The 25,500-nt window shown below is 62.7% G+C and carries 21 protein-coding genes; 12 read left to right on the top strand and 9 right to left on the bottom strand.

What is annotated here, in order from left to right; translation table 11 throughout:
• Positions 1-23 precede the first annotated feature (23 nt).
• The 4 genes from ppc to JKL46_RS02375 all read left to right on the top strand — a co-directional run bounded on the left by ppc (position 24) and on the right by JKL46_RS02375 (position 5,015).
• Positions 24-2,810 carry a phosphoenolpyruvate carboxylase gene (gene ppc / locus JKL46_RS02360; protein WP_201829808.1) on the top strand — a complete coding sequence of 929 codons (2,787 nt, stop codon included), beginning with the start codon at positions 24-26 and terminating at the stop codon, positions 2,808-2,810.
• Between the two features lie 129 nt (positions 2,811-2,939).
• Positions 2,940-3,113, top strand: coding sequence for a hypothetical protein (locus tag JKL46_RS02365; RefSeq protein WP_009493188.1), 174 nt, complete (start codon positions 2,940-2,942; stop codon positions 3,111-3,113).
• 189 nt (positions 3,114-3,302) lie between these two features.
• On the top strand, positions 3,303-4,214 hold the full coding sequence (locus JKL46_RS02370; protein ID WP_201829809.1) for a dihydrodipicolinate synthase family protein: 912 nt from the start codon (positions 3,303-3,305) through the stop codon (positions 4,212-4,214).
• A 21-nt stretch (positions 4,215-4,235) separates the two neighbouring features.
• Positions 4,236-5,015, top strand: a complete 780-nt coding sequence (locus tag JKL46_RS02375; RefSeq protein ID WP_201829810.1) for an SDR family oxidoreductase — start codon at positions 4,236-4,238, stop codon at positions 5,013-5,015.
• Between the two features lie 50 nt (positions 5,016-5,065).
• On the opposite strand, the gene chrA is transcribed toward JKL46_RS02375, so the two are convergent.
• From chrA to JKL46_RS02390, 3 genes are all read right to left on the bottom strand, one after another.
• Positions 5,066-6,505, bottom strand: a complete 1,440-nt coding sequence (gene chrA / locus JKL46_RS02380) for a chromate efflux transporter (RefSeq protein WP_201829811.1) — start codon at positions 6,503-6,505, stop codon at positions 5,066-5,068.
• Positions 6,465-7,289, bottom strand: coding sequence for a chromate resistance protein ChrB domain-containing protein (locus JKL46_RS02385; RefSeq protein ID WP_201829812.1), 825 nt, complete (start codon positions 7,287-7,289; stop codon positions 6,465-6,467). The genes chrA and JKL46_RS02385 overlap by 41 nt, the downstream gene beginning before the upstream one ends.
• A gap of 124 nt (positions 7,290-7,413) precedes the next feature.
• Positions 7,414-8,202, bottom strand: a complete 789-nt coding sequence (locus JKL46_RS02390; RefSeq protein WP_201829813.1) for an LOG family protein — start codon at positions 8,200-8,202, stop codon at positions 7,414-7,416.
• 535 nt (positions 8,203-8,737) lie between these two features.
• Here JKL46_RS02390 and JKL46_RS02395 point away from each other — a divergent pair.
• The 3 genes from JKL46_RS02395 (at position 8,738) to JKL46_RS02405 (ending at position 12,626) form a co-directional block, all read left to right on the top strand.
• Positions 8,738-9,955, top strand: a complete 1,218-nt coding sequence (locus tag JKL46_RS02395; RefSeq protein WP_425493232.1) for a fumarylacetoacetate hydrolase family protein — start codon at positions 8,738-8,740, stop codon at positions 9,953-9,955.
• A 2-nt stretch (positions 9,956-9,957) separates the two neighbouring features.
• The gene (locus tag JKL46_RS02400) at positions 9,958-11,433 is read left to right on the top strand and encodes an aldehyde dehydrogenase family protein (RefSeq protein ID WP_201829814.1); all 1,476 of its coding nucleotides are present in this window, start codon (positions 9,958-9,960) and stop codon (positions 11,431-11,433) included.
• Between the two features lie 404 nt (positions 11,434-11,837).
• Complete coding sequence (locus tag JKL46_RS02405) at positions 11,838-12,626, top strand: CYTH domain-containing protein (protein WP_201829815.1); 789 nt, start codon at positions 11,838-11,840, stop codon at positions 12,624-12,626.
• A gap of 61 nt (positions 12,627-12,687) precedes the next feature.
• Here JKL46_RS02405 and JKL46_RS02410 read toward each other — a convergent pair whose 3' ends face one another.
• From JKL46_RS02410 to JKL46_RS02420, 3 genes are read right to left on the bottom strand one after another with little or no spacing between them, the layout of a single operon-like run.
• A complete protein-coding gene (locus JKL46_RS02410; protein ID WP_201829816.1) occupies positions 12,688-13,539 on the bottom strand; it encodes a lytic transglycosylase domain-containing protein in 852 nt (283 codons plus the stop codon).
• 55 nt (positions 13,540-13,594) lie between these two features.
• On the bottom strand, positions 13,595-14,062 hold the full coding sequence (locus JKL46_RS02415) for a hypothetical protein (protein WP_201829817.1): 468 nt from the start codon (positions 14,060-14,062) through the stop codon (positions 13,595-13,597).
• Positions 14,063-14,068: 6 nt separating this feature from the next.
• Complete coding sequence (locus JKL46_RS02420) at positions 14,069-14,395, bottom strand: DUF6152 family protein (protein WP_246529100.1); 327 nt, start codon at positions 14,393-14,395, stop codon at positions 14,069-14,071.
• Positions 14,396-14,616: 221 nt separating this feature from the next.
• Here JKL46_RS02420 and JKL46_RS02425 point away from each other — a divergent pair, with 221 nt between their 5' ends.
• Positions 14,617-14,916: an HlyU family transcriptional regulator gene (locus JKL46_RS02425; protein WP_201829819.1), complete on the top strand. Its 300-nt coding sequence runs from the start codon at positions 14,617-14,619 to the stop codon at positions 14,914-14,916.
• Positions 14,917-15,022: 106 nt separating this feature from the next.
• Here the strand turns inward: JKL46_RS02425 and JKL46_RS02430 are convergent, their stop codons facing one another.
• A complete protein-coding gene (locus JKL46_RS02430) occupies positions 15,023-15,844 on the bottom strand; it encodes a class I SAM-dependent methyltransferase (protein ID WP_201829820.1) in 822 nt (273 codons plus the stop codon).
• Positions 15,845-16,180: 336 nt separating this feature from the next.
• Between JKL46_RS02430 and JKL46_RS02435 the strand changes: the two genes are divergently transcribed.
• Positions 16,181-17,896 (top strand): catalase, encoded by a 1,716-nt coding sequence (locus tag JKL46_RS02435; RefSeq protein ID WP_201830027.1) that lies wholly within the window; start codon positions 16,181-16,183, stop codon positions 17,894-17,896.
• Between the two features lie 63 nt (positions 17,897-17,959).
• On the opposite strand, the gene JKL46_RS02440 is transcribed toward JKL46_RS02435, so the two are convergent.
• On the bottom strand, positions 17,960-18,823 hold the full coding sequence (locus JKL46_RS02440; protein WP_201829821.1) for a YihY/virulence factor BrkB family protein: 864 nt from the start codon (positions 18,821-18,823) through the stop codon (positions 17,960-17,962).
• A 152-nt stretch (positions 18,824-18,975) separates the two neighbouring features.
• Entirely contained in the window at positions 18,976-20,040 is a 1,065-nt protein-coding gene (locus JKL46_RS02445; protein WP_201829822.1) for a zinc-binding dehydrogenase, read from the bottom strand.
• Positions 20,041-20,589: 549 nt separating this feature from the next.
• Here JKL46_RS02445 and JKL46_RS02450 point away from each other — a divergent pair.
• Genes JKL46_RS02450 through JKL46_RS02460 form a run of 3 tightly spaced genes read left to right on the top strand, consistent with a single transcriptional unit; the run spans position 20,590 to position 25,411 of the window.
• Complete coding sequence (locus JKL46_RS02450) at positions 20,590-22,536, top strand: PrkA family serine protein kinase (protein ID WP_201829823.1); 1,947 nt, start codon at positions 20,590-20,592, stop codon at positions 22,534-22,536.
• Between the two features lie 29 nt (positions 22,537-22,565).
• The gene (locus JKL46_RS02455; RefSeq protein WP_201829824.1) at positions 22,566-23,870 is read left to right on the top strand and encodes a YeaH/YhbH family protein; all 1,305 of its coding nucleotides are present in this window, start codon (positions 22,566-22,568) and stop codon (positions 23,868-23,870) included.
• On the top strand, positions 23,867-25,411 hold the full coding sequence (locus tag JKL46_RS02460) for a SpoVR family protein (RefSeq protein ID WP_201829825.1): 1,545 nt from the start codon (positions 23,867-23,869) through the stop codon (positions 25,409-25,411). The genes JKL46_RS02455 and JKL46_RS02460 overlap by 4 nt, the downstream gene beginning before the upstream one ends.
• Positions 25,412-25,500 lie beyond the last annotated feature (89 nt).

Raw genomic sequence — 25,500 nt, forward strand, 5'->3', positions numbered from 1 at the left:
ATGCGGCTGAAGCGAGCGCGCCCATGTCCCTGATCAATCCCGACGTTACGCCCGAGAAGGATTTTCCCCTTCGTGACGACATCCGGCTTCTGGGACGTATCCTCGGAGACACGATTCGCGAGCAGGAGGGCGAGGCGACTTTCGAGATCGTCGAGCGCATCCGCCAGACCTCGATCCGCTTCCATCGCGATGAGGATGAGATCGCCCGTCGGGAGCTCGAGACGATCCTGAACAGCCTGTCGCGCGGACGCTCGAACCAGATCATCCGCGCCTACAGCTATTTCTCCCATCTGGCGAACCTCGCCGAAGACCAGCACCACGTCCGCCGCTCCCGGGCCCATGCGATGGCGGGCGCCCATGGCATGGAGGCCACGGCGCCGCGCGAGGGAACCCTGGGGCGGGCTCTCAAGCTCATTCAGGAGGCGGGCATCAGCCACACGGCGCTGCAGGCCTTCTTCGCCTCGGCCCTCGTCTGCCCGGTCCTGACGGCGCATCCGACGGAAGTGCGCCGCAAGAGCACCATCGACCGGGAGATGGAGATCTCCCAGGTTCTGGCGCGGCGGGACCGTCAGCGCCTGACGCCGGAAGAGGAGGCGTCCTGCCAGGAATCCCTGCGCCGTGCCATCCTGACCCTCTGGCAGACCAGCATCCTGCGCCGCAACCGGCTGAAAGTGATCGACGAGGTCACGAACGGCCTGTCCTATTACGACAACACCTTCTTCAAGGAATTGCCGCAGGTCTACGCCTCCCTGGAGGATCAGCTCGCGGCCATGGATCCCGCCTGGGGCACTGTGGAGGTTCCCTCCTTCCTGCGCATGGGAAGCTGGATCGGCGGCGATCGCGACGGCAATCCCTTCGTGACGGCGGACGCATTGCGCCAGGCTCTGCTGCTGCAGAGCAAGCACGCGCTCGGCTTCTATCTCGACGAACTGCATTGCCTCGGCGCCGAGCTGTCGCTCGACGGGCGCTATGTGAATGTCTCCGACGAGGTTCAGGAACTGGCGAAAGCGTCCCCCGACCTCTCGCCCCATCGCCAGGACGAACCCTATCGCCGGGCGATCACGGGCATCTACGCACGCCTTGCGGCAACCGCCGCGCGCCTGGGGCATGGCGACGTGGCGCGTCATGCGGTGGGCGACGCACCGGCCTATGACAGCGTCGATGAATTCGAAGGCGATCTTTCGATCCTGCACCGCTCCCTGCGCTCGAACGGATCGGGTTCTTTGGCGCGGGGCCGCCTGCGCAAGCTGCGCCGCGCAGTCGACGTGTTCGGCTTCCATCTGTCGAGCCTCGACATGCGCCAGAACTCCGACGTCCATCAGCGCGTCGTCGCCGAACTCTTCGAGAAGGCTGCTCCCGGCACTGATTACGAAGGGCTTGCCGAGGACAAGCGCGTCGCTCTGCTGCTCGAAGAACTGCGCACGCCGCGCCTCCTGACATCGCCCTATCTCGAATACTCTCCGGAAACCTCGTCCGAGCTCGCCATCGTTCATGAGGCCGCCGAAGCGCATCGCCGCTACGGCCGCACGGCCGTGCCGAATTACGTCATCTCCAAGGCGAGCGATCCGTCCGATATTCTGGAGGTCGCTCTGCTTCTGAAGGAGGCCGGCCTGCTGCGTCCGCGCGAAGGTGAGATGGATGTGAACATCATCCCGCTCTTCGAGACCATTGCGGATCTTCGCAATTGCAGCGGCGTGATGGATGCGCTCTTTGCGCTGCCCGATTACATGCGTCTCCTGCGCAGCCGCGATCAGGCGCAGGAGGTCATGCTCGGCTATTCCGACAGCAACAAGGATGGTGGCTTCCTCACCTCGGGATGGGAGCTCTACAAGGCGGAAATTGAACTGATCGAGGTGTTCAGGCGCCATGAAGTGGCCCTTCGCCTCTTCCATGGCCGCGGCGGCTCCGTGGGCCGCGGCGGCGGGCCGAGCTATCAGGCGATTCTCGCGCAGCCCGGCGGCGCGGTTCAGGGCGCGATCCGCATTACGGAGCAGGGCGAGGTCATCGCAGGCAAGTACTCGAACCCGGATCTCGGCCGCCGCAATCTCGAAATTCTCGCCTCCGCCACGCTTGAGGCGTCGCTGCTGCATTCCGGGCAGTCCGCGCCGCGCGAGGAATACCTGAAGGCCATGGAGGAGCTTTCGAACAGCGCCTTCAAGGCCTATCGCGCGCTCGTCTACGAGACCGAAGGATTCGAGCGCTATTTCTGGGAATCGACGGTGATCGGCGAGATCGCCAATCTGAATATCGGCAGCCGGCCGGCTTCGCGCACCAATTCGCGTCGGATCGAAGACTTACGCGCCATTCCATGGGTGTTCGGCTGGGCGCAGTGCCGGCTGATGCTGCCGGGCTGGTACGGCTTCGGATCTGCGGTCAACGAATGGCTTGAGAAGCGGCCGGATACAGGACTTGCGCTTTTGCAGGAAATGTACCGCGAATGGCCGTTCTTCCAGGCGCTGCTCTCGAACATGGACATGGTGCTGGCCAAGAGCAACATTGCCATCGCGTCCCGCTATTCGAAGCTCGTGGCGGACGAGTCCTTGCGCGATGCCATCTTCCCGCGCCTGCGCCATGAATGGGAGGATTCCATCGGGCAACTGCTCGCCATCATGCAGCAGCAATCCCTGCTCGACCGCAATCCGCTTCTCGCCCGCTCGATCCGCAACCGCTTCCCCTATCTCGATCCGCTGAATCATCTGCAGATCGAGCTGCTGAAGCGCCATCGCTCCGGCGATGCGGACGAACAGGTCGTGCAGGGCATTCATCTGTCCATCAACGGCATTGCGGCTGGCCTGCGCAACAGCGGTTGAGGCATCGGCGCAGATGCGCCAAAAGCCCGCAACAGGATTGCGGAACCTGGCTTCCTCGCCTCAGTTGATGCCGAGAGGGTAAGTGTCTCCGGGCGCTTCTCTTCGACAGCGACTGAACAGGAGAACATCATGTCTCGCGGTGACAAGTCAGCCTATACGGACAAGCAGAAGCGCAAGGCCGAGCATATCGAGGAAGGCTACGAGAATCGCGGCGTTTCCGAGAAAGAGGCCGAGCGGCGCGCCTGGGCGACTGTGAACAAGCAGGATGGCGGCGGCAAGAAGGGCGGTTCCGGCCACCGTTAGAGCATTTTTAGGCGAAGTGGCCGGTTCGCCGCTAAAATTGCATCAAAGGAAAGATGAGAGCCGATTTCGCGCACGTGGAATCGGCTCCAAGATCATGCCGGGTTCGCTTCCACAGGGTAGTGCACTGGGCGGAAAGCGGGTGTATGAGGGGCCTGACCTCTCTTGCCCCGCTTCGTCCAGGAGGAAGCATTGCTCACGAGTTCCGCCGCCGGCGTCTACGTCATCTGCCCCACGCCCTTCGAGAGTGACGGACGGGTGGATGTGGCCTCGACCGACCGGATGGTCGAGGCCTATCTCAAGGCCGGTGCGACCGGCTTGACGATCCTAGGCATCATGGGCGAAGCGCCCAAGCTGGCGGCCGACGAGGCGCTGGCTTTCGCTCGCCAGGTCATCGCCACGGTGGCGGGGCGCGTTCCCGTCATCGTGGGTGTCTCGGCCGCGGGCTTTGCGGCCATGTCGGGCCTGTCCTCCAAGGTCATGGATGCGGGTGCTGCCGGCGTGATGATCGCGCCGCCCTCGACCCTCAAGACCGACGATCAGATCGTGTCCTATTACGCCGATGCGGTGGAAGCCATCGGCACGGACGTGCCATGGGTGATCCAGGATTATCCGCTCACCACCAATGTGGTCATGACGCCGAAGGTGATCATGCGGATCATCGAGCAGAGTCCCTCCTGCGTCATGCTCAAGCACGAGGATTGGCCGGGCCTCGACAAGATCACCACCCTGCGCCGCGCGAGCGATGCCGGCCAAGTGCGCCGTGTATCCATCCTGTGCGGCAATGGCGGCATGTTCCTTCCCTTCGAGATGGAGCGCGGTGCCGACGGCGCCATGACGGGCTATGCCTATCCCGAAATGCTGGTGGGCGTGGTCAATCTCATCAACCAGGGCAAGCGGAAGGAGGCGCACGATCTCTTCGATCGCCATCTGCCGCTGGTGCGCTACGAGACTCAGCCGGGAGTCGGCCTGGCGGTTCGCAAATACGTGCTGAAACGGCGCGGCATCATCGCGACCGACACGCTGCGCAAGCCGGGGCCGAAGCTGAGCCCGGAGACGATTGCCGATATCGAGTGGCTGATGGAGCGCATCGAGCGCTCTTAAAGACAAGGGAGTTTGTCAGGAATGCAAACAGGTTTGGACGGAAAGCGCGCGCTCGTGCTCGGCGCGAGCAAGGGCTTGGGCTTCGGCATTGCACAGGGGTTGGCGGAGGATGGCGCCCGCGTCGCCATCGCCAGCCGAACCATGGACGGCTCGAAGGCGGCGGCCGAGAAGATCGGCAAGGGCGCTCTTCCCTTCGTCTGCGACACGGGCAAGGCCGATCAGGTCGATGCCCTGGCCAAGGATGTGGTGGCGGCACTCGGCGGCGTCGACATCCTCGTGCTCAACAGCGGCGGCCCGCCGCCCGGCAAGGCTCAAGGGGTGTCGTCGGATCAGTGGCGCCAGTCCTTCGAGGCCATGTTCGTCAATCTGGTGCGCATCGCAGACCAGCTGCTGCCGGGCATGATCGAGCGCAAGTTCGGCCGCATCATCTCGGTGATTTCCTCCGGCGTGATCCAGCCGATCCCGAATCTCGCGATCTCCAACGCCATCCGTCCGGCTCTCGTCGGCTGGGGCAAGACGCTGGCGAGCGAGGTCGCATCCTCCGGCGTGACCGTGAATGCCATTGCGCCGGGTCGCATCGCCACGGATCGCCTGAAGCAGCTCGATGCCGCCAATGCCGAGCGCACCGGACGTTCCATGGATGACGTGGCGGCTGCAGCGCGCGCCGGCATTCCGGCGGGCCGCTACGGCGAGATCGAGGAATTCGCGGCTGCCGCCGTGTTCCTCGCCAGCGAGAAGGCTTCCTTCATGACGGGCTCGATTCTGCGCGTCGACGGCGGGCAGATTTCGTCCACGACCTGACGCCTGCAAGCTTATGGGGTGAGGCGAGGTATCGTCTCACCCCCTTCTCTTCACGAGATCAGGCCGGCCCAATAGAGAGCGATGCCCGCCGCCGAGGTGGTGGCCAAGGTCGGCAGCATCCCGATCTTGAATCGGAACATCGCGACGATGGCGGCGCCCGAGAGCAGAAGCGCCCATCCATTCACGCTTGCCCATACCGGCGCATCGAAGCTGAAGAGCCCCCATTCAACCGGCTGGACGTCCCTGAAGAGCGTGTGAATGCCGAACCAGATCGCCAGGTTGAGGATCACGCCGACCACCGCGGCGGTGATGGCGGTCAAGGCTCCGCTCAGAGAGCGGTTGCCGCGCAAGACTTCGATATAGGGCGCTCCTAAGAAGATCCAGAGAAAGCACGGCGTGAAGGTCACCCATGTGGCGAGAAGGCCGCCGAGCGTGCCCGCCAGCAACGGGGACAGGGCACCGGCATCCCGGAACGCTGCCATGAAGCCCACGAATTGCAGCACCATGATCAAGGGGCCCGGCGTCGTCTCGGCCATGCCGAGCCCATCCAGCATCTCGCCGGGCTGCAGCCAGCCATAATTGTCGACGGCCTGCTGTGCCACATAGGCGAGAACCGCATAGGCGCCGCCGAAGGTGACCATCGCCATCTTGGAGAAGAAGATGGCGATCTGGCTGAAGACATTTCCCGGGCCGAGCGTCAGAACGAGAACAAACACCGGCGTGAGCCAGAGCGCCAGCCACAGGGCGGCCACCCGCAGGCTTCGATTCATGTTGGGGCGGACGTGATCCGGAAGATGCTTGCCCAGCAGGTTGTCGTCTTCCGCTTCATCGCCATCATGTCCGCCAACCTGGAATTGCGGCATGTCCGCCCGGCCTCCGAGAAAGCCGATCAGGCCGGCGATCAGAACGATCAGCGGGAATGGCGCGTCGAGAAAGAAGATCGCTGCGAAGGCCGCTGCAGCAAGCCCTATCAGAACGCGGTTCTTCAGAGCCCGCCGTCCGATCCGCACCACCGCTTCGAGCACGATGGCGAGCACGGCCGCTTTCAGGCCGAAGAAGAGAGCCGAGACGAAGCCGACCTTGCCATAGAGGGCATAGACCCAGCTGAGGCCCATGATGGCGACGATGCCGGGCAGGATGAACAGGCCGCCCGCCATGATGCCGCCGAAGGTGCGGTGCATGAGCCAGCCCACATAGGTGGCAAGCTGCTGCGCTTCCGGGCCCGGCAGCAGCATGCAATAGTTGAGCGCGTGGAGGAATCGGTTCTCGGAGATCCAGCGCTTCTCCTCGACGAGGATGCGGTGCATCACGGCGATCTGACCTGCCGGTCCGCCGAAGCTCAGGGCGGCGATGCGCAGCCAGACATGGAACGCCTCTCCCAGGGAAACGCCGTGATCCTGCGAGACCCGGACGGGAGGTTCATTCAAGTTCTGCAACGTGTCGTTCACGTCAGGCTCCGGGTTTCTTCGACGGCCAGTTATGGGTTTCATCCGTCGCGTCGCGGCACCAGCGGTAGAACGCGTCGTAAAGAGCAAGCCCGGCTTCGAGCTGCGCGAGGTCGTCCGCGTACATGCGCGAAAGTCCCAGAGAAGCCGCCAAAAGCCCCGGTGCCTCCGGCGCTAGATCGAGCCGCGCCGTATCGGCGCCCCTGACGATGACGGCGAGCCGCTTCAAGGGCTCCGTGGCAAGGCCGAATTCGTCCACCATCACGTCGAAGGTGCAGAATTCGCCGCGATGCGTCCAGACGATATCCTCGCCTTCGATGTCGAACGGCGTCGCCGCGAACCGCTCCGCCACGCCCGGCACTTCGGCAGTCGGGACGAACAGAAAGACCGCATTGGGATCGACGAAGCGGCGGATCAGCCACGGGCAGGCGATGCGGTCGATCTTGGGGCGCGAACGCGTGACCCAGATCGTGCGGCCCTGTTCGTCGGGGGGCGGAATTTTTGATGCCGGCACCATCGTCAGCCCGGCCTGCGCCCATGCCAGCGTACCGCCTTCCAGCGAGTCGGCAGGAATGCCGGCATGACGCAGCCAGGCTGCCGTGCCGTGGCTCAGTTTCAGCCCTTTCTGGCAGATCGCGACGGCCGTTCGGCCGGCAAATTCGTGTGCCCAATCCGCGACGCGCGCGATAGGCCGCCGGATCGAGCCGGGAACCAGTCTCGGGTCGCCGGCAAAGTCTTCATCGGTGCGAACATCGATGAGCGCGGGACATTTCGGCGTGCCGATAAGGCGCGCAAGCTTTTCAGTGGAGATCGTGTTGAATGACGACATGGTGTGCATCCGTAAAGGTTAGAGCGGATGCGATGCTTGGGCATGTCGCCTCGTGGGGAGATCGCAATCCCCATGACGAGAATGAAAATTCAACCCTCCGGCTTTGTCAAATCAAATCGGGGGGTCAGAAATCCTGCTCCAAATCGCGTTCCAGCGTCTGCACGACGAGACCGTTTTCGATGAGAGCGGTCCACACATCTTCGGCATTCTCGGCAAAATGGTAAAGTTGGCGATCCTTCTCGCTCACCATGCCGTGCTCCAGCAGCGCCTCGAACTTGATGACGGATTGCCAATAGGCCTTGTCGAAGAGAACGATCGGCAGGGGCGGCGCCTTGCCTGTCTGGCGAAGGGTGAGCATCTCGAACAGCTCATCCAGCGTGCCGAAGCCGCCTGGGAAGACGACGAGCGCATTGGCTCGCATCGCCAGGTGCATCTTGCGCATGGCGAAGTAATGGAAGCGGAAGGTCAGGTCCGGGGTCGAATAGGCATTGGGCTCCTGCTCGTGCGGCAGGGTGATGTTGAAGCCGATGGAGGGCGCACCCACGTCGAAGGCGCCCCTGTTCGCGGCCTCCATGATGCCGGGCCCGCCGCCGGTGGCGATCACGTTGTCCCGAGTACCGCTGGTCACGGTCATCGCCCCGCCGCGCTGCGAGGCGATGGCGCCGAATATGCGGGCCTGCTCATACCAGAACCTATGCTTGCCCGGCCCGTTCTCGCGGACACGTGCGCTGCCGAACACGACGATGGTGGAGCGCACCCCCCAGATCCGCAGATGCTCCTCCGCCTTGGCATATTCCAGCAGGAAGCGGACCCCGCGCATGGAATCGCCCAGCAGGAAATCCTGGTCCATCGCCGCCAGTCGGTAGGACGGCGAATCGAGATGGGCCGAATTCGAAGGTCTGCTGTCATCCATTGCGCAGGGCTCCCTAACCGCCTCGCCATGCACAAAGCACAGATTTGAAGCCGGGTTAACTCCCCACCGGCCCGATTGGAATCTCCTGCGGTCCGGACGGCGGGATACCCACCGGTTCCGACGGATCGGGCGCTTCGCTCGGACCATCCGGCGGAACGCCGACCGGCTCTCCCGGGCTAGGGATTCCCGGCGGACCGGGATCCGGATGAACCGGCTGCGGCGCTGGGTTCGGCACGTCCGGCTGCGACGGCGGATTTGGAACATCCGGTTGCGGTGTCGGATTCGGAGACGGTGTATCGGACATGGGCCGGAATTCCTCTTGGCGATGGCATTATCTTAAGCTGCGAACGGGAGATGAACCGGCTTTGTTCCCGCTTTCCCCTGCGGATGGCTGGGAGAAGCATTTTCCCTATAGCCGCTTGCGCCAGGGTCGCTATATCAAGGGCGCACATCGAACGCAGTGACGCGGGTGATCCCCAGTTGGTCGGTTCACGACGCGTCCGAAGTTCCGGGGATACGGGCGAGACCAGCCCTGATGGAAAGCGAGCGCCAGCCGATGGACCACCTGTCTTCAATCAATAGTGCACGTCTTCTGCCGGAGGACGGTTATCGGGGCGCGCTCGTCGGACGCGTCTGGCGCCCCGGCATCGGCCCGTCCGTCGTGGCGGTCAGGGAGGATGGTCTCTTCGACATCTCTTCAACTTACTCGACGGTCAGCGCACTTGCCGCGGCGGACGATCCGGCGCGCGTGGTCAAGACGGCGCAGGGCGAGCGGATCGGCTCGCTCGACGAGATTGCCGCGAACACGCCGTCCGACAGCCGCGATCCCTCCAAGCCCTGGCTTCTGGCGCCGATCGACCTCCAGGTCGTCAAGGCGGCCGGCGTGACCTTCGCCGTATCCATGCTCGAGCGCGTGATCGAGGAGAGGGCGCGGGGCGATGCCAGCGCGGCCGCGGCCATCCGTGCCGAGGTTCTGCGGCTGGTGGGCGACGATCTGAGCCGCCTGAAGCCGGGATCGCCTGAGGCCATGGCTCTGAAGGAGGTTCTCGTCTCCCAAGGAGCCTGGAGCCAGTATCTCGAGGTCGGCATCGGACCCGATGCGGAGGTCTTCACCAAGGCGCCGACCCTGTCCTCCGTCGGGGCGTTCATGGATGCGGGCCTTCATCCCAAATCCACCTGGAACAACCCAGAGCCGGAAGTCGTGGTGATCGTCACCGCTGAAGGCAAGATCGTCGGCGCCACGCTCGGCAACGACGTCAATCTGCGCGACTTCGAAGGGCGCTCGGCGCTCCTGCTCTCGAAGGCGAAGGACAACAACGCCTCCTGCTCCGTCGGCCCGTTCGTGCGGTTCTTCGACGAAACGTTCTCTCTCGACGACGTCCGAAAGACCAACGTGACGCTGACGGTGGAAGGCGAGGACGGGTTCAAGCTCCAAGGCTCCTCGTCGATCACCAAGATCAGCCGAGATCCCGAGGATCTGGTGGCGCAGACGTTGGGGCCTCACCATCAATATCCCGACGGCTTCGCGCTGTTCCTGGGCACGATGTTCGCGCCGACGCAGGATCGGAACGAGGCCGGCATGGGCTTCACGCATAAGCGCGGCGACATCGTCACCATCGCCGCTCCCAAACTCGGATCGCTGATGAACCGCATGAAGCCGAGCTCCGAATGCGAGCCCTGGACCTTCGGCATCGGCGCTCTCATGACCAACCTGGCCCGCCGGGGCCTCATCAACACCACACAGGCAGGTTAACGATGACGAAGAACTATATTGCAGGCGAGTGGCTGTCGGCGACGGAAGCCTCGGCCAACGTCAATCCGTCCAACACCAACGACGTGGTCGGCGAATATTCCCGCGCCTCCGCTGCCGAGGCCGAGAGGGCCATCGATGCCGCCTATCACGCCTTCCCGGCCTGGTCGCGCTCCTCGATCCAGCAGCGCCACGATATCCTCAAGGCCGTGGGCGACGAAATCCTCGCCCGCAAGGAGGAACTCGGCCGCCTGCTCTCGCGCGAGGAGGGCAAGACCCTGCCGGAGGGCATCGGCGAGGTGACCCGCGCCGGCCAGATCTTCCTGTTCTTCTCCGGCGAGTGCCTGCGCATGGCCGGCGAGAAGGTCCCGTCCGTGCGGCCCCTCATCGATGTGGAGATCACCCGCGAGCCGGTGGGCGTCGTCGGCCTGATCACGCCCTGGAACTTCCCGATCGCGATCCCGGCCTGGAAGATCGCGCCGGCGCTGGCGTACGGCAACACGGTGGTGTTCAAGCCGGCCGACCTAGTGCCGGGCTCGGCTCATGCTTTGTCCGAGATCATCATCCGTGCCGGCGTGCCGGCGGGCGTGTTCAACCTCGTCATGGGCCGCGGCTCCGTGGTCGGCGAGGCGATGCTGAACAGCCCGAAGATCTCGGCCATCTCCTTCACCGGCTCGGTGCCGACGGGCCGCAAGGTCGCCCAGACCTGCGTCACCGCCGATCCGATGAAGAAGGTCCAGCTCGAGATGGGCGGCAAGAACCCGATGGTGGTGCTCGACGATGCCGATCTGAAGGTGGCGGTTGAATGCGCCGTCAACTCGGCCTTCTTCTCGACCGGCCAGCGCTGCACGGCGTCTTCGCGCCTGATCGTGACCGAGGGCATCCACGACAAGTTCGTGGCGGCGATGCAGGAGCGCATGCAGGGTCTCGTCATCGACGATGCCTTGAAGGCCGGCACCCATATCGGCCCGGTCGTCGACCAGAGCCAGCTCGACCAGGACCTGAAGTACATCAAGATCGGCCAGGAAGAGGGCGCCAAGCTCGTCGCCGGCGGCGAGCTGCTGACGCGCGAAGCGCCCGGCTTCTATCTGGCACCGGCCCTGTTCACCGAGGTGAGCAACGAGATGCGCGTGGCCCGCGAGGAGATCTTTGGGCCGGTTGCGACCGTCACCAGGGCGAAGGATTACGACGAGGCGCTGGAGCTTGCCAACGACACGCCGTTCGGCCTGTCCTCGGGCATCTGCACCACGAGCCTGAAATACGCCTCGCATTTCAAGCGCAATGCGGAGGCCGGCATGGTGATGGTGAACCTGCCGACCGCGGGCGTGGATTACCACGTGCCGTTCGGCGGCCGGAAGGGCTCGTCCTACGGGCCGCGCGAGCAGGGCCGCTACGCGCAGGAATTCTATACCACGGTGAAGACCGCCTACACCTTCGACGGCAACGGTCCTTACGTGCCGAAGACCAAGGGCAGCGAGTAACTCGCTGACAATCCTTAAGCTCGGCGACCCGGCATTCCTCGACTGAAGTGCCGGGTCGTTAACTTATGTGATGGCTCGATGCGCAGGAAACCCGATCCTGCATGCGGAGGCGGCATCGGCTGCCGGATGTCTCGTCGGACGGCTCCGAAGGGCTGTTAACTTTATCGACAAAACTCTGGCAGCTTTTGGCTCCGTCCATTGAACTTTGCCATGGGAACGCCATCATAGGCTTCCAAGAACTTGTGCTTACAGGCTCAAAACACTTGCGCTGCAAACGTTGTTGCGTGTCGAATTGAGGCACATTGCCCCGATCATATAAACTGCAACTTCGTTCTATTGAGCAGGGCGGCTGTAAGTTCTACGAGCTGGTAAGTGGCACTCCGTCAATAGTAGAGAAACTTGATATGGTTACTTCCCGGCGTTATCTTATTGCTTCTTCCCTTGCGCGCTTGATCCGCAAGGAGCGGGGAGGCAATCGGGTTACGGAAGGCCACTTCCCCAATCAGGCCGACCGCAGCTCCTTCGTCGTCGTCGAAGGCGACAAGGGCAGCCTGGTGCTGCTTCACTCGGGCCCCAATGGTCCGATCGAGGAGCGCACCGAGGTGCCGCGGGCCCATGCCGAAGCGCTTCTCGACGTGACGCCCGGAAAGCTCGATTATCTGCTCACGCATCTGACCGTCGGCACCCGCGACATCCAGATCCTCCGGTTCGTGACGCCAGGGCCGCTGGACCTGATCTCGGTGCCGTTCGAGAGCGACGAAGAGGCAAGGGATTTCCGTCCTCTCTCGTGGTTCGGTCAGGACGTGACGACGGAAGTCGCCTACCACAACCGGTCCATCGCCCTCGAAGGCGCGCCGCAGGCTCCCGACGTGCCCATGTCCAACGCGGCGCTCAACAGCCTGCTCGACACCCTCGAGAACCGCTATGCGACGCCGCGCGGCTATGCGCCGTCCCGGAGCGAGGCCGCCGTTGGACAGCAGCAGCGCAATGCGCCTCCGGCCGCTCCCGCCGCTCAACCGGCTGCCGAACGCGCCGCACCTGCCCAGCGTGGCGTCCTGTCCCGTCCCGCCGCTCCTCCGGTGGAGGCCGATCTTAGTGACGATGACGCGCATGACGACAACGATCTGAACCTCAACATCGAGGACAACGTGATCCGCGAGCTGGCGCGTTCGCTGCGACCCCAGCGCCGCTGATCCTTCGCTCGCTTGAGAATTCCTGAAAGCCTGCACCGCGATGGCGGTGCAGGCTTTTTCTTTAGCTCGGCAGCACGATGCAACTGCCGCCGGCGGTGCGGATATTGCGGCACAGCTGCTCGGCCTCCTGCCGCGTCTCGGCCGGCGCGCGGACGCGATAGAAGGTGCGCGTGCCGCGATAGCGCAGCCGGGTGCCGATGATCATCGGGCGCGTGTCCTTCAGAAGCGAGGCATAGGCTTGGCTCGTGCGCCGGAAGGTGGCAAGAGCGCGTTCCTTCGAGAAATTGCCCGCAAGCTGCACGCCCCAGGGCGCGAAGGGCGCCTCGACCGTTTCCTCCCCACGTCTCGGGATGCGCAGGGCGGCGACGATCTGGCGGCAGCTCTGCATTTCACCGGGAGGCTTCTCCTCATCCCCGGCGGCCTTCGCCTCCCTGGCCTCCTGCGCCCATTCCTCGGCCGTCCGGCCGGTCACGATCAAAACGTAGCTTCTGGTCTCGGAGGGCAGATCTCCACGGCCTGCGAGCCAGGATGCGACACGGGCGGGTCCGCCGTTATAGGCTGCGGCTGCAAGACCCAAATTGCCGAACTGCTCGTTGAGATGGGCGATGAATTCGGCGGCCTTAGGGATAGCCTGTTCCGGGTCGAACGGGTCGGAGAGGCCGCGCTCCTTCGCTGTGCCCGGCATGAACTGCGCGATGCCCTGCGCACCGGCCGGACTCACCACATGCGGACGGAACGAGCTTTCCTGCCAGATCAGCCGCGTGAGCAGGTCGTGCGGGACCTGCTGCGCCCTTGCCGCTCCTTCGATGAGTCGGCACAGGGCTTGCTCGACCGTCTCGGTGGCAGGACTTGGATCGGCCGATGCGGCGCCGCAGCAGAAAAGCAATCCGCAGAGCACCGGCCACAAGCGCATCAGGAGCCTCGTCTTTCTCGATGCAGCAGGGGTGAATGCTACGCTCTGCGCCAAGCTAGAGATAGGCGATCATTCGTCCCGCCAAGAGCGCCACGATCCAGGCAATCAGCGAAACGAGCGCATAGGCGCGGGCTTCCGGAGGCAGCGTGCCGGCGCGGAGGGCCGAACCGAAACGAAGATGAAACAGAGCGACGTTGATCAGCCCGAGGAAGATGAACGCAAGCTTGAGATAGAACGCCGGATTCACGCCGAGAGCGCGGGCCTCGACTGCGAGGAGAAGGATCCCGGTCGGGATCTGCAAGGCCAAGCCAAGGGCTGCGAGCGGGATGGCATAGCGGCCGACCTGCCAGGCGTTCTTTCCATGCTCGGCCAGAACCTTCAGGTCGAAAACGGCGATGCCGCCGACGACGAAGGCGGCGCCAAGGACATGCAGCAGGTTCGTGGCCATGTAGAGCCAGGCGGAATGACGTCCCACGTGGCCGATCCATGAGGCTTCCAGGGCTGCGAGCAGATCGAGATACATCGCGGCCTAGCGCAATTCGTAGGTCTTGCCGGCGACGATGATACGCTCGGCCCGCATTTCCGTCGCCGTCCGCGTCGAGGGATAGCCTTCGATCCGTACCGCGGTGCCGGGCTTGATCATGTCGGGGGTCAGACCCCGGGCGTTCATGCGGAACGGAGGGGCCAGAACCGCTTCCCAGTCCTTGCCCTGATAGGACACGACCAGCATCACATGGGGATTTTCCCAGTCGGCCCGCTCGACATTGCTGGCGATGGTGATGAGCTTCGCCGCGTCGTAGCTGCCCCAGCCGTGATGGGCAAAGGCGACGCCGCCCGTCAGGAGGGCAGCGGACAAGCATAATCCGAACAGAGGATGTTTCATGGCGAGGGCCCCTGTATCTTCTGATCTCAACCGACTTCAGAGTTGGATGCGGCAGGGGCGGCGTCAAGGCATTCGGATCTCCGCATCGGGACGATCATCGGATCGTGATGGGAGTTCGAGAGCGATTCGCGCCCCTGCCATGTCCCAGCTATGCTTCCGCCTCCCGAATCACCCTTTGTTCAGTGGCGGCAGCGATGGCTTCGATCTTGAAAGACCTGTGGAACCGGTTTGCCGGAGGCAGCGGCGCGGGCGAGCAGGCGGAGCCTGCCGCCGAGGCTGTGGAATACAAGGGCTTTCGCATCCGCCCGGAACCCTACTCGTCCAAGGGCGGCTATCAGACAGCCGGAATCATCGAGAAGGACTACGAGGCCGGGACGAAGGAGCACCGCTTCGTGCGTGCGGAAACGCATCCCAGCAAGGACGATGCCGTGTCCTTTTCCGTGACCAAGGCCAAGCAGATCATCGACGAGCAGGGGGATCGCCTCTTCCGCTGACGATCCGCACATCCGGCGCCGCCCGGCCCGGTAGGGTGCGGACGGCGACCATCGAGACATCCTGGAACCAGCCGGTATTCTCGCGGCGGCGCGGTTCAGGGCAGTCTCATTTGATTGCTACGAATTTCATAATTCCCAAAGCAAACGATAGCCGCCGCCTGAGCTTTTTAGGTAGAGTTTCCAGCATTCTTTCCATTGGAACGAATGGGGCCAATGGCAGAAGCCATGGAACTACCACATGTTGCCAGCTCAATATCACTCTAAATTTTCTGAAGCCGGCTTTTGCGAAGACATCCCTCAAGTCATAATTGGTGTATTCTTTAAGATGAAAACCGGTTGCGACGTCGTCGAAGTAACGGGAAATGTCATGCGGGCCGGATAATCTATTGGGCGTTATGCAAACGTATTTGCCGCCGGGCTTTAATGTTTTATATATATTATTAAGTTGCGATACGCTGTCTTCTGGATGGAGATGCTCCATAAGCTGATTGCTATAAACGATATCGACGGTCCGTTCAGGGATCGGAATGCTGATTCCATCGGAAAGGACGAAAGTTAAATTTTCGGGAAAATTGGCGTTTTCTGAAATTACTTCCGAAACCTCTACAGCATAAGCCTTCTTGACGTGCTTCGCTGCTTCGATCGCCAATGCGCAGTCGCCGGCACCGATCTCGCAGTAGACATCGTTTTTCCCGAGGAAGGGCTTGAGCCGGCCAAACTGGATGGCGGTTTCTTTTTCTCTTGCCTCGGCATTGCCCTTGACTTGGAACTGCTCGTGATCGGTGACCCTCGTGAACAATTCGTTGTAGAGCGAATGGTATAGTTTGCCCCTTTCCGATGAAGAGGCCTGACGCAGTTGATCAGAGAGAGATCTCTCCACTTCATAGTGAAATCTGATTCTATCCAAAGTCCTTATATCGCCTTTCATAAGGTCCTCCGAGCTGACAGAAATCGTGCTGAAAAATTTCCGAACTCTCAGATCACACGAAACAAGTTACATCGGTCAACTCGCCTTAAATGGTAGCTTGAATGTGGTACTAGGTAATAATTGCTAGATCTGCTGGTGCCGATTCTCTGCTGCAGTGATGCCCTGCCACTCCATTCTCCGGCTGTGGCGTTCTGGCTCTTTCTATTCCCTTTCTCGGTTTCTGCATCAGGTATCCCCTTACTCCGCCTCTGCGGGTGCACGCGCGTTCATGATGCTGCGCCGGAGGCTGTGCTCCGCACAATCGGGCCATGGCCGATCAATCAAGGGAGATAAATGATGGGCAAGACCCCCAAGGCACCGTCCGGAACGTCCGACCGTGTTCTGACGAACAGGCAGGGACATCCGGTCGCCAACAACCAGTCGCAGCGCACCGTGGGCAGCCGCGGTCCGGCCACGCTGGAAAATTACCAGTTCCTGGAGAAAATCACCCATTTCGACCGCGAGCGCATCCCGGAGCGGGTGGTCCATGCCCGCGGCTTCGTCTGCTATGGCGAGCTTGAGGTGACCGGCAAGATCGGCGACGAGCCTGCGTCCAAATACACCCGGGCCAAGCTGTTCCAGCAGGCCGGCAAGAAGACTCCCCTGGCGATCCGCTTCTCGACAGTGATCGGCGGCCGCGATTCATCTGAGGTCGCCCGCGATCCGCGCGGCTTTGCGGTAAAATTCTACACCGAGGACGGCAATTGGGATCTGGTTGGCAACAACCTGGCAGTTTTCTTCATTCGCGATGCCATCAAGTTTCCAGACGTCATCCATTCGCTCAAGCCCGATCCGGTCACCTTCCGTCAGGAGCCGAACCGCATCTTCGACTTCATGAGCCAGACGCCTGAATCCATGCACATGCTGACCCACCTGTTCAGCCCGCGCGGGATCCCGGCGAGCTACCGCCATATGGAGGGGTTCGGGGTCAACACCTACAAGATGGTCAATGACAAGGGCGACACGGTCCTGGTCAAGTATCACTTCCACCCGCGCTGCGGCGTCGCCAGCCTGACGGCGGACGAGGCGGCCAAGGTGCAGGGGCAGGATCTCGGCTCCGCCTCCAGGGATCTCTTCGAGGCGATCGAGCGCGGCGAGTATCCGCAATGGGACCTTTACGTGCAGATCATGGAGGACAATGACCACCCCGAGCTCGACTGGGATCCCCTGGACGACACCAAGGTCTGGCCGGAGAAGGACTTTCCGTTGCGGCATATCGGCGTGATGACGCTCAACCGCAATGTCGAGGATCATTTCAACGAGAACGAGCAGATCGCCATGGGCACGGGTGTGCTGGTAGACGGGCTCGACTTCTCCGACGACAAGATGCTGGTCGGCCGCACCTTCTCCTACTCGGACACCCAGCGCTACCGCGTCGGCACGAACTACCTGCAGCTGCCGGTGAACCAGGCCAAGAACGCCAAGGTCTCCACCAATCTGAACGGCGGGACGATGGCCTATCGGCGGGATCTGGCGCCGGGGCAGAACCCGCATGTGAATTACGAGCCGTCGATCCATAACGGCCTGCATGAATCGCCGCGCGAGGAGCCGAACAATCCGCCCGAGGTGCGCGGACGGCTCACTCGCAGCGTCCTCGAGCGGCGCAACGATTACCTCCATCCCCGGGGCCGCTACAGCACCATGATGGATTGGGAGCGCGACGACCTCGTCAACAACATGGGGACGCTGCTCGGCCAGTGCGAACGCGACGTGCAGGAGCGCATGGTGTGGCACTTCCTGATGGTGCACGACGATTACGGCACTCGCGTCGGCAAGATGCTCGGCATCAAGCCCGACGATGTCCGGAACCTGCCGCCGCTGCAAAAGCAGGTGCTGACCGACGAGGATCAGCGCCGGCTGAAGAACCTCGGCAAGAACGGCGACAAGCTCGATCCGGCCGCCTGGGGGCCGTGGACGAGCTCCGTGAAGAACTACCAGGCCTCGGCCGAGGAGGTTCTTGGCGGCATGCGCAATGTCGCCGCGAACGGAGCCATGGGGCAGGCGGCCGAATAGGCGTTGCAGCTCACGGGACGTAATGAATGGAACGGGCCGGGGCTTCCCCGGCCCGTTTTTCGTTCACGGGGTCGTGTTGTGGCCAGGGCACAGGCTACCGCGGCTTTCCGCATAAGCTTTCGTGAACTCCGCGCCGAACAGCAGGATGAGAGAGGAATAGTAGATCCAGAGCAGGATGGTGATGATCGAGGCAGCGGCGCCGTAGGCCGAGGCGACGTTGCTCTTGCCGAGATAATACCCGATCAGGAACTTGCCGAAGGTGAACAGGAGGGCCGTTACCAGGGCGCCGGTGAACACGTCGTTCCAGGTAATATCGACCGCCGGCAGGATCTTGAAAATCATCGCGAACAGAACCGCTGCCACGGCGAAGGAGACGAGGTTGTTGAGAAAGCGCAGAATGACCGTCGCGCCCGAGAAATTCGCCTCCAGATAATGCCCGACGGCCGTCAGGCCTGTGTCGATGACGAGCGAGACCAGCAGCAGGAACCCGATCCCGAGCACCAGCGCGAAGCTGACGAGCCGAGTGCGGACGAAATCCATGACGCCGTAGCTTGCCGGCGGCTTGGCCTTCCAGATGATGTTCAGATCATCCTGCAGTTCCACCACGGCGCCGGTGACGAGCAGGAGGAATGTCGCGATGCCGACGCTCGTGCCGATGATCCCGGAACCGACATTGCTGGCGCCGGCGATCAGGGCTTCGAGGGCGGACGCCTCCTTGGTGCCGATGAGCCCGCCGAGCTCGCCGACGATGGCGCCCTGCGCCGCCTCACGGCCGAAGGCGAGGCCTGCCACGGCGATGGCCGCCAGCAGCATGGGCGCGAGAGAAAAGACCGTGAAAAAGGCGATGGAGGCACCCAGGCTCATGGCGCGGTCGTTCCACCAGCCCGCCAGAGCCACTTTCAGGAGCCGTCCCGTATCGGAGACCATGCAAGAACCGATCCTGCCGGACGGATCGGTCCGGCGCTGCCAATGTGCTGCCTTGGCCGTTAACCGGCATCGGCTTTGCTCGGTTCCTGGGGCCGATCATGGCAACGCCCGCCTTGGCAGGCGGGCGTATCGAGTGCCAAGGCGCTTCAAGATCAGGCGGCAGCGTCCTGCTTCAGCGAGGCCATATCGATGACGAAGCGGTACTTCACATCGCTCTTGAGCATGCGCTCATAGGCTTCGTTGATGTTCTGGATCGGGATGATCTCGATCTCGGACACGATCCCGTGCTTGGCGCAGAAATCAAGCATCTCCTGGGTTTCGGGAATGCCGCCGATCAGGGAGCCGGCGAGCTGGCGTCGCTTCATGATCAGGTTGAACACCGTGGTGGCCGGATGCGGTTCGGCGGGCGCGCCGACCAGCACCATGGCGCCGTCGCGGGCGAGAAGCACGAGATAGGCGTCGAGATCATGCGGTGCGGCGACGGTGTCGAGGATGAAATCGAAACTGTTCACGTGCGCCTTCATGGCGTCTGGATCCCGCGAGACCACGACTTCGTGAGCGCCGAGCGCCAATGCATCCTCCCGCTTGTTGGGCGAGGTGGTGAACAGCACCACATGCGCGCCCATGGCGCGCGCCAGCTTGACGGCCATATGGCCCAAGCCGCCGAGGCCGACGACGCCGACTTTCTGCCCCTCCTTCACCCGCCAGCGCCGCAGGGGCGAATAGGTGGTGATGCCTGCGCACAGAAGCGGCGCTGCCGCCGCGGGATCAAGCCCGTCCGGCAGCTTCAGGACGAAGCTTTCATCCACCACGATGGTGTTGGAATAGCCGCCATAGGTGTTGGCGCCGGTGCCCTGCTCGGGGCCGTTATAGGTGCCGGTAAAACCCACCTCGCAGTATTGCTCGAGGCCTTCCCGACAGGAGCGGCAGGTGCGGCAGGAATCCACCATGCAGCCGACGCCCACGAGATCGTCGGCCTTGAATCTCTGCACGCCCGATCCGACGCGCGTGACGCGTCCGACGATTTCATGGCCGGGCAGGGAGGGATAGAGCGTTCCGCCCCACTCGCCGCGAACCGTGTGCAGGTCGGAATGGCAGACACCGCAGTAAAGGATTTCGATCTGGACGTCGCGCTCGCGCGGATCCCGACGCTCGAAGCTGAAGGGAGCAAGCGGAGTGGTCGCGTCCTGGGCAGCGTAGCCGAAAGCTTTGATCACGGGAATATTCTCCGAATTGTCGGCCGGCGGATGGTGCAGTCACGCGCCGTGATACGGCGGGTCTGTAGAGGTAAGCCGAACGCAACAAACGATAGGTTCGGTCGGGCGATCGTCAACCGATGGCAGAGGGTTTGTTTGCAGGATCGCCGTGCAAATTCAGCATCGGTTAAGGGCTTGCACGTTTCAATGATCGGTAACACGCCCGTGATGAACGGTGGTCGCGTCGCTCGGATCGGGTCGCGAAACCTTGCGAAGGCTGACGAAAAAGGCGTCAAAAGCTCACGCAGGCGGCAAAGCAGCACAGTGAATTTCCGGGATTGCCGGAAACTTTAACTTGCTGTCCCGCCCGCAATCCGCGAGTCTAGGTATCAAGGGTGGGCAAATGACCAGTCGCGCAGGCTCCAGAGGCGAGCCCCGACTGACGATTCTCCGCCATGAGGATAAGGAGTACGCCGCATCATTTGACCGCATAGCGGTATCGCATGGTCTGGGCAACCTTAGCGGTGCTACAATAGTTGTCTCTGAGAGGGATTGGATTTCGGTGGCGCCATGCTTCATTCCGACGACCTGTTCTCGAGTTTCTTGAAGACCTATGAAACCCGCCGCGAGGCGGAGATGTCCCTGGCGGACTACCTGGAAGGGTGCCGCAACGACCCCATGATGTATGCGAGCGCTCCCGAGCGCATCCTGGCAGCGATCGGCGAGCCGCAGCTTGTCGATACCTCGAAGGACGCGAGGTTCGGCCGCATCTTCATGAACCGGACGATCCGGGTCTACCCGGCCTTTTCCGAATTCTACGGTATGGAAGAGACGATCGAGTGGATCGTCAGCTTCTTCCGTCACGCTGCGCAGGGCCTGGAAGAGCGCAAACAGATCCTTTATCTGCTCGGGCCCGTGGGCGGCGGTAAATCCTCCCTCGCCGAGCGCCTTAAAGCCCTGATGGAGGTCAACCCCATCTATGTCCTGAAAGCCGGCGACGAGATCAGCCCGGTCTTCGAGAGCCCGCTCGGGCTGTTCGATCCGGAACAGATGGGTCAAATGCTCGAGGAGCGTTACGGCATTCCCCAGCGCCGGCTGACGAACCTCCTAAGCCCGTGGGCGATCAAGCGCCTCGACGAGTTCAGGGGCGACATCTCGAAATTCCGGGTGATCAAGATCAACCCGTCCCGCCTGCGGCAGATCGGGATCGCCAAGACGGAGCCCGGCGACGAGAACAACCAGGATATCTCGTCCCTGGTCGGCAAGGTCGATATCCGCAAGCTGGAAACCCTGTCCCAGGCCGATCCCGACGCCTACAGCTATTCCGGCGGCCTCAACCGCGCCAATCAGGGCATTCTCGAATTCGTCGAGATGTTCAAGGCGCCGATCAAGATGCTGCACCCCCTGCTCACCGCGACGCAGGAAGGGAATTATGTCGGTACCGAAAACATCGGCTCGATTCCGTTTAGCGGCATCATCCTGGCGCATTCCAACGAGGCGGAGTGGCAGACCTTCCGGACGAACAAGAACAACGAGGCCTTCATCGATCGCATCTATGTGATCAAGGTGCCGTACTGCCTGCGCGTCACGGAAGAGCAGAAGATCTACGAGAAGCTGATCCGCGGCTCCGAACTGTCGGGTGCGCCCTGCGCTCCGGCCACGCTCGAAATGCTGGCCCGGTTCTCGGTTCTGTCGCGGCTCAGAGCGCATGAGAATTCGAATTTCTATTCGAAGATGCGCGTCTATGACGGCGAGAGCCTGCGCGAGGTCGATCCGCGTGCGCGAAGCCTGCAGGAATATAAGGATTCCGCCGGCGTCGATGAAGGCATGGACGGCATTTCGACCCGCTTCGCCTTCAAGGTCCTGTCCGCCACGTTCAACCACGACACCATCGAGGTGGCCGCCGATCCGGTCCACCTCATGTACGTGCTCGAACAATCCTTGCGGCGCGAGCAGCTGCCGCAGGACGTGGAACGGCGCTATCTCGAATTCATCAAGGCGGAGCTTGCGCCCCGCTATGCGGATTTCATCGGACACGAAATCCAGAAGGCCTATCTCGAATCCTATCACGATTACGGTCAGAACCTGTTCGACCGCTACGTGTCCTATGCGGATGCCTGGATCGAGGATCAGGACTTCAAGGACCCCGATACCGGCCAGCTACTCAACCGGGAGCTCCTGAACCAGGAGCTGACCAAGATCGAGAAGCCGGCGGGCATCGCCAATCCGAAGGATTTCCGCAACGAGGTCGTGAAGTTCTCGCTTCGCGCCCGGGCCGGCAATCATGGCCGCAATCCCTCCTGGACGAGCTATGAGAAGATCCGCGACGTGATCGAGCGCCGGATGTTCTCGCAGGTTGAAGAACTCCTGCCCGTGATCAGCTTCGGCTCCAAGAAGGACAGCGAGACCGAGAAGAAGCACGGCGAGTTCGTGAAGCGGATGATGGAGCGCGGCTACACCGAACGCCAGGTACGGCGCCTGGTGGAATGGTACATGCGCGTGAAGCAGGCGGGCTGACGGAAGACGGAGGCAGATCAGGCGTTCCTATGTACATCATCGACCGGCGCCTCAACCCAGGGGGCAAGAGTCTGGCCAATCGCCAACGCTTTCTGCGCCGAGCCAAGGCGCAGATTCAGCGGGCCGTGCGTCAGACCGCGGGTGATCGGGACATCACCGATCTCGAAAGAGGAGGCGAAGTCTCGATCCCGGCCGACGGTGTCCGCGAACCCAGCTTCCGGCGGTCCGGCGAAGGTGGCGTGCACGATCACATCCTGCCCGGCAACAAGCGCTTCGTGGAAGGCGATACCGTCGACAGGCCGCCCGGCGGGGGCGGCAGCGCGGCCGGCGGAGACAACGGCGAGGGCGAGGACGATTTCCGTTTCGTCCTGACCCGCGACGAATTCCTCGACCTCTTCCTCGACGATCTGGAATTGCCCGATCTCGCCAAGCGACGCGTCGCGACGGTGGAGACGCAGGGCCTGAGGCGGGCGGGCTACACGGTCACCGGCTCGCCGGTCAATCTCGCCCTGCTGCGGTCCATGCGAAACGCCCTCTCGCGCCGCATCGCCATGCGGCGCCCGAAGCCCGAGGAACTGCTGCGCCTGCAGGAGGAGATCGCGCTTCTCGAAAAGGAAGAGGAGACCTCCGAGCGCCTGCTGGAGCTGCGCCAGAAGCTGGAGCATCTGGAAGCCCGAACCAAGCGCTTCCCCTATATCGATCCCATCGACCTGCGCTATCGCCGCTTCGAACCCGTCTCTCGGCCGGTGGCGCAGGCGGTCATGTTCTGCCTGATGGACGTGTCCGGCTCCATGACCGAGCACATGAAGGACCTCGCCAAGCGCTTCTACATGCTGCTCTACATCTTCCTGACGCGGCGCTACAAGCATGTGGAGATCGTCTTCATCCGCCACACCCACGAAGCCAAGGAGGTGGACGAGGAGACTTTCTTCAACAGCCCCGAAACCGGTGGAACGGTCGTGTCCTCGGCCCTGCGCGAGATGCAGAGGATCGTCGAGGAGCGCTATTCGCCGGATGCCTGGAACATCTATGCGGCCCAGGCCTCCGACGGCGACAATTCGCCGAACGACGGCACCACCAGCGCCGCGCTCCTGCGCGACGTGATCCTGCCCGTGTGCCAGTACTACGCCTATCTCGAAGTGGGCAGCGACAGCGACCGCATGCAGACGGGCTTCATCAATCACAAGACGTCGCTCTGGCAGACTTATGAAACCCTGCAGGAGCAGGGCGCCAATCTTGCCATGCGCAAGGTGAACCACCGCCGCGAGATCTACCCCGTCTTCCGCGAGCTCTTCCGCCGGCGCGACGCGGAGGCAGGAGCACGAGTACCATGAGCGTGATCGAGCACGACGGCCTGCTCTACCAGGGAGCCGACTGGGATTTCGGCACGATCCAGCGCATCCATGACGCGGTCGAGGCGATCGGCGTGGGCGAGCTCGGACTCGATGTCTATCCCAATCAGATCGAGGTGATCACCGCCGAGCAGATGCTCGATGCCTATGCCTCGATCGGCATGCCCCTGTTCTACAAGCACTGGTCGTTCGGCAAGCGCTTCGCGATGCATGAATCGAGCTATCGGCAAGGCCTCATGGGCCTCGCCTACGAGATCGTCATCAACTCGAATCCGTGCATCTCCTACATCATGGAGGAGAACTCGGCGACGATGCAGACGCTCGTGATCGCGCACGCGGCCTTCGGGCACAATCACTTCTTCAAGAACAACTACCTGTTCAAGGAATGGACCGACGCGGACGGCATCCTGGACTATCTCGAATTCGCGAAGGGATACATCACGCGCTGCGAGGAGCGCTACGGTCATGCCGCCGTCGAGCGCGTGCTGGATGCCGCGCATGCGCTGATGTCCCATGGCGTCCATCGCTATCCGCGCAAGAAGCGGCCGGACTTGCGCTCCGAGGAACGGCGGGAGGAAGAGCGCCATCGCCACCAGGAGGAGACCTTCAACGATCTTTGGCGTACGGTGCCCACCAAGGGCGCCGCGGCCAAGCCGCAGCTGAGCGAGGAGCGCCGCCGCGCCCTGCTCGAACTGCCGCAGGAGAACATCCTGTACTTCCTCGAGAAGTCGGCGCCGCGTCTGCAGCCCTGGCAGCGCGAGATCCTGCGCATCGTCCGCCAGATCGCGCAGTATTTCTATCCGCAGCGCCAGACCAAGGTGATGAATGAGGGCTGTGCCACTTATTGCCATTACCGCATCATGACGCGGCTGCACGAGACCGGGCAGATCAGCGACGGCGCCTTCCTGGAATTCCTTCAGTCGCACACCAACGTCACCCGTCAGCCGCAATTCGACGATCCGCATTACGGCGGCATCAATCCTTACGCGCTCGGCTTCGGCATGATGCAGGACATCGAGCGCATCTGCACCGAGCCGACGGCGGAGGATCGCGACTGGTTCCCGGACATCGCCGGCAGAGGTGATGCCATGGCGGTCCTGCGCGACGTCTGGGCGAATTACCGCGACGAGAGTTTCATCTCCCAGTTCCTCAGCCCGCATCTGATCCGGCAATGGCGCATGTTCCACCTCGTCGACGATCCGGAGCAGCCGGAGCTGCTGATCGAGGCCATTCACGACGAGCGCGGCTATCGCCGCCTGCGGCGCTCCCTTTCGCGGCATTACGATGTCGGCTGGAGCGATCCGGACATTCAGGTGATCGACGTGGATCTCGCCGGCGACCGGCGCCTGATCCTGCACCATCACGTGCTCAACAGGACGCTGCTGCACAAGGACGACGCGCAGCGGGTGCTGCAGATGGTGGCCAATCTCTGGGGCTATGCGGTCGTGCTCAAGGAGGTGGAGCCGGCGACCGGCGCGATCTTCCAGGAGCATGTGGCCCACCCGCACGAGACGCTCTTTTAAAGGATACTTTGACGCAAAAAAGCCCGGGACTCGGGCGATGATAGGCTCCCCTGGGCTCGGCCCTGGATTCAGGGTCGGCTCCCTTGCAG

The sequence above is a fragment of the Microvirga zambiensis WSM3693 genome, from assembly GCF_016735695.1.
In the GTDB taxonomy this organism is placed as follows: Bacteria; Pseudomonadota; Alphaproteobacteria; order Rhizobiales; family Beijerinckiaceae; genus Microvirga; species Microvirga zambiensis.

Coding starts and splice junctions, on each gene's coding strand:
- JKL46_RS02460 (WP_201829825.1), top strand. CDS start 23,867: ATGAGCGTGATCGAGCACGACGGCCTGCTCTACCAGGGAGCCGACTGG.
- JKL46_RS02450 (WP_201829823.1), top strand. CDS start 20,590: ATGCTTCATTCCGACGACCTGTTCTCGAGTTTCTTGAAGACCTATGAA.
- JKL46_RS02375 (WP_201829810.1), top strand. CDS start 4,236: ATGCAAACAGGTTTGGACGGAAAGCGCGCGCTCGTGCTCGGCGCGAGC.
- chrA (WP_201829811.1), bottom strand. CDS start 6,505: ATGAAACCCATAACTGGCCGTCGAAGAAACCCGGAGCCTGACGTGAAC.
- JKL46_RS02390 (WP_201829813.1), bottom strand. CDS start 8,202: ATGGATGACAGCAGACCTTCGAATTCGGCCCATCTCGATTCGCCGTCC.
- JKL46_RS02385 (WP_201829812.1), bottom strand. CDS start 7,289: ATGTCGTCATTCAACACGATCTCCACTGAAAAGCTTGCGCGCCTTATC.
- JKL46_RS02400 (WP_201829814.1), top strand. CDS start 9,958: ATGACGAAGAACTATATTGCAGGCGAGTGGCTGTCGGCGACGGAAGCC.
- JKL46_RS02365 (WP_009493188.1), top strand. CDS start 2,940: ATGTCTCGCGGTGACAAGTCAGCCTATACGGACAAGCAGAAGCGCAAG.
- JKL46_RS02395 (WP_425493232.1), top strand. CDS start 8,738: ATGGAAAGCGAGCGCCAGCCGATGGACCACCTGTCTTCAATCAATAGT.
- JKL46_RS02410 (WP_201829816.1), bottom strand. CDS start 13,539: ATGCGCTTGTGGCCGGTGCTCTGCGGATTGCTTTTCTGCTGCGGCGCC.
- ppc (WP_201829808.1), top strand. CDS start 24: ATGTCCCTGATCAATCCCGACGTTACGCCCGAGAAGGATTTTCCCCTT.
- JKL46_RS02425 (WP_201829819.1), top strand. CDS start 14,617: ATGGCTTCGATCTTGAAAGACCTGTGGAACCGGTTTGCCGGAGGCAGC.
- JKL46_RS02435 (WP_201830027.1), top strand. CDS start 16,181: ATGGGCAAGACCCCCAAGGCACCGTCCGGAACGTCCGACCGTGTTCTG.
- JKL46_RS02415 (WP_201829817.1), bottom strand. CDS start 14,062: ATGTATCTCGATCTGCTCGCAGCCCTGGAAGCCTCATGGATCGGCCAC.
- JKL46_RS02405 (WP_201829815.1), top strand. CDS start 11,838: ATGGTTACTTCCCGGCGTTATCTTATTGCTTCTTCCCTTGCGCGCTTG.
- JKL46_RS02430 (WP_201829820.1), bottom strand. CDS start 15,844: ATGAAAGGCGATATAAGGACTTTGGATAGAATCAGATTTCACTATGAA.
- JKL46_RS02440 (WP_201829821.1), bottom strand. CDS start 18,823: ATGGTCTCCGATACGGGACGGCTCCTGAAAGTGGCTCTGGCGGGCTGG.
- JKL46_RS02455 (WP_201829824.1), top strand. CDS start 22,566: ATGTACATCATCGACCGGCGCCTCAACCCAGGGGGCAAGAGTCTGGCC.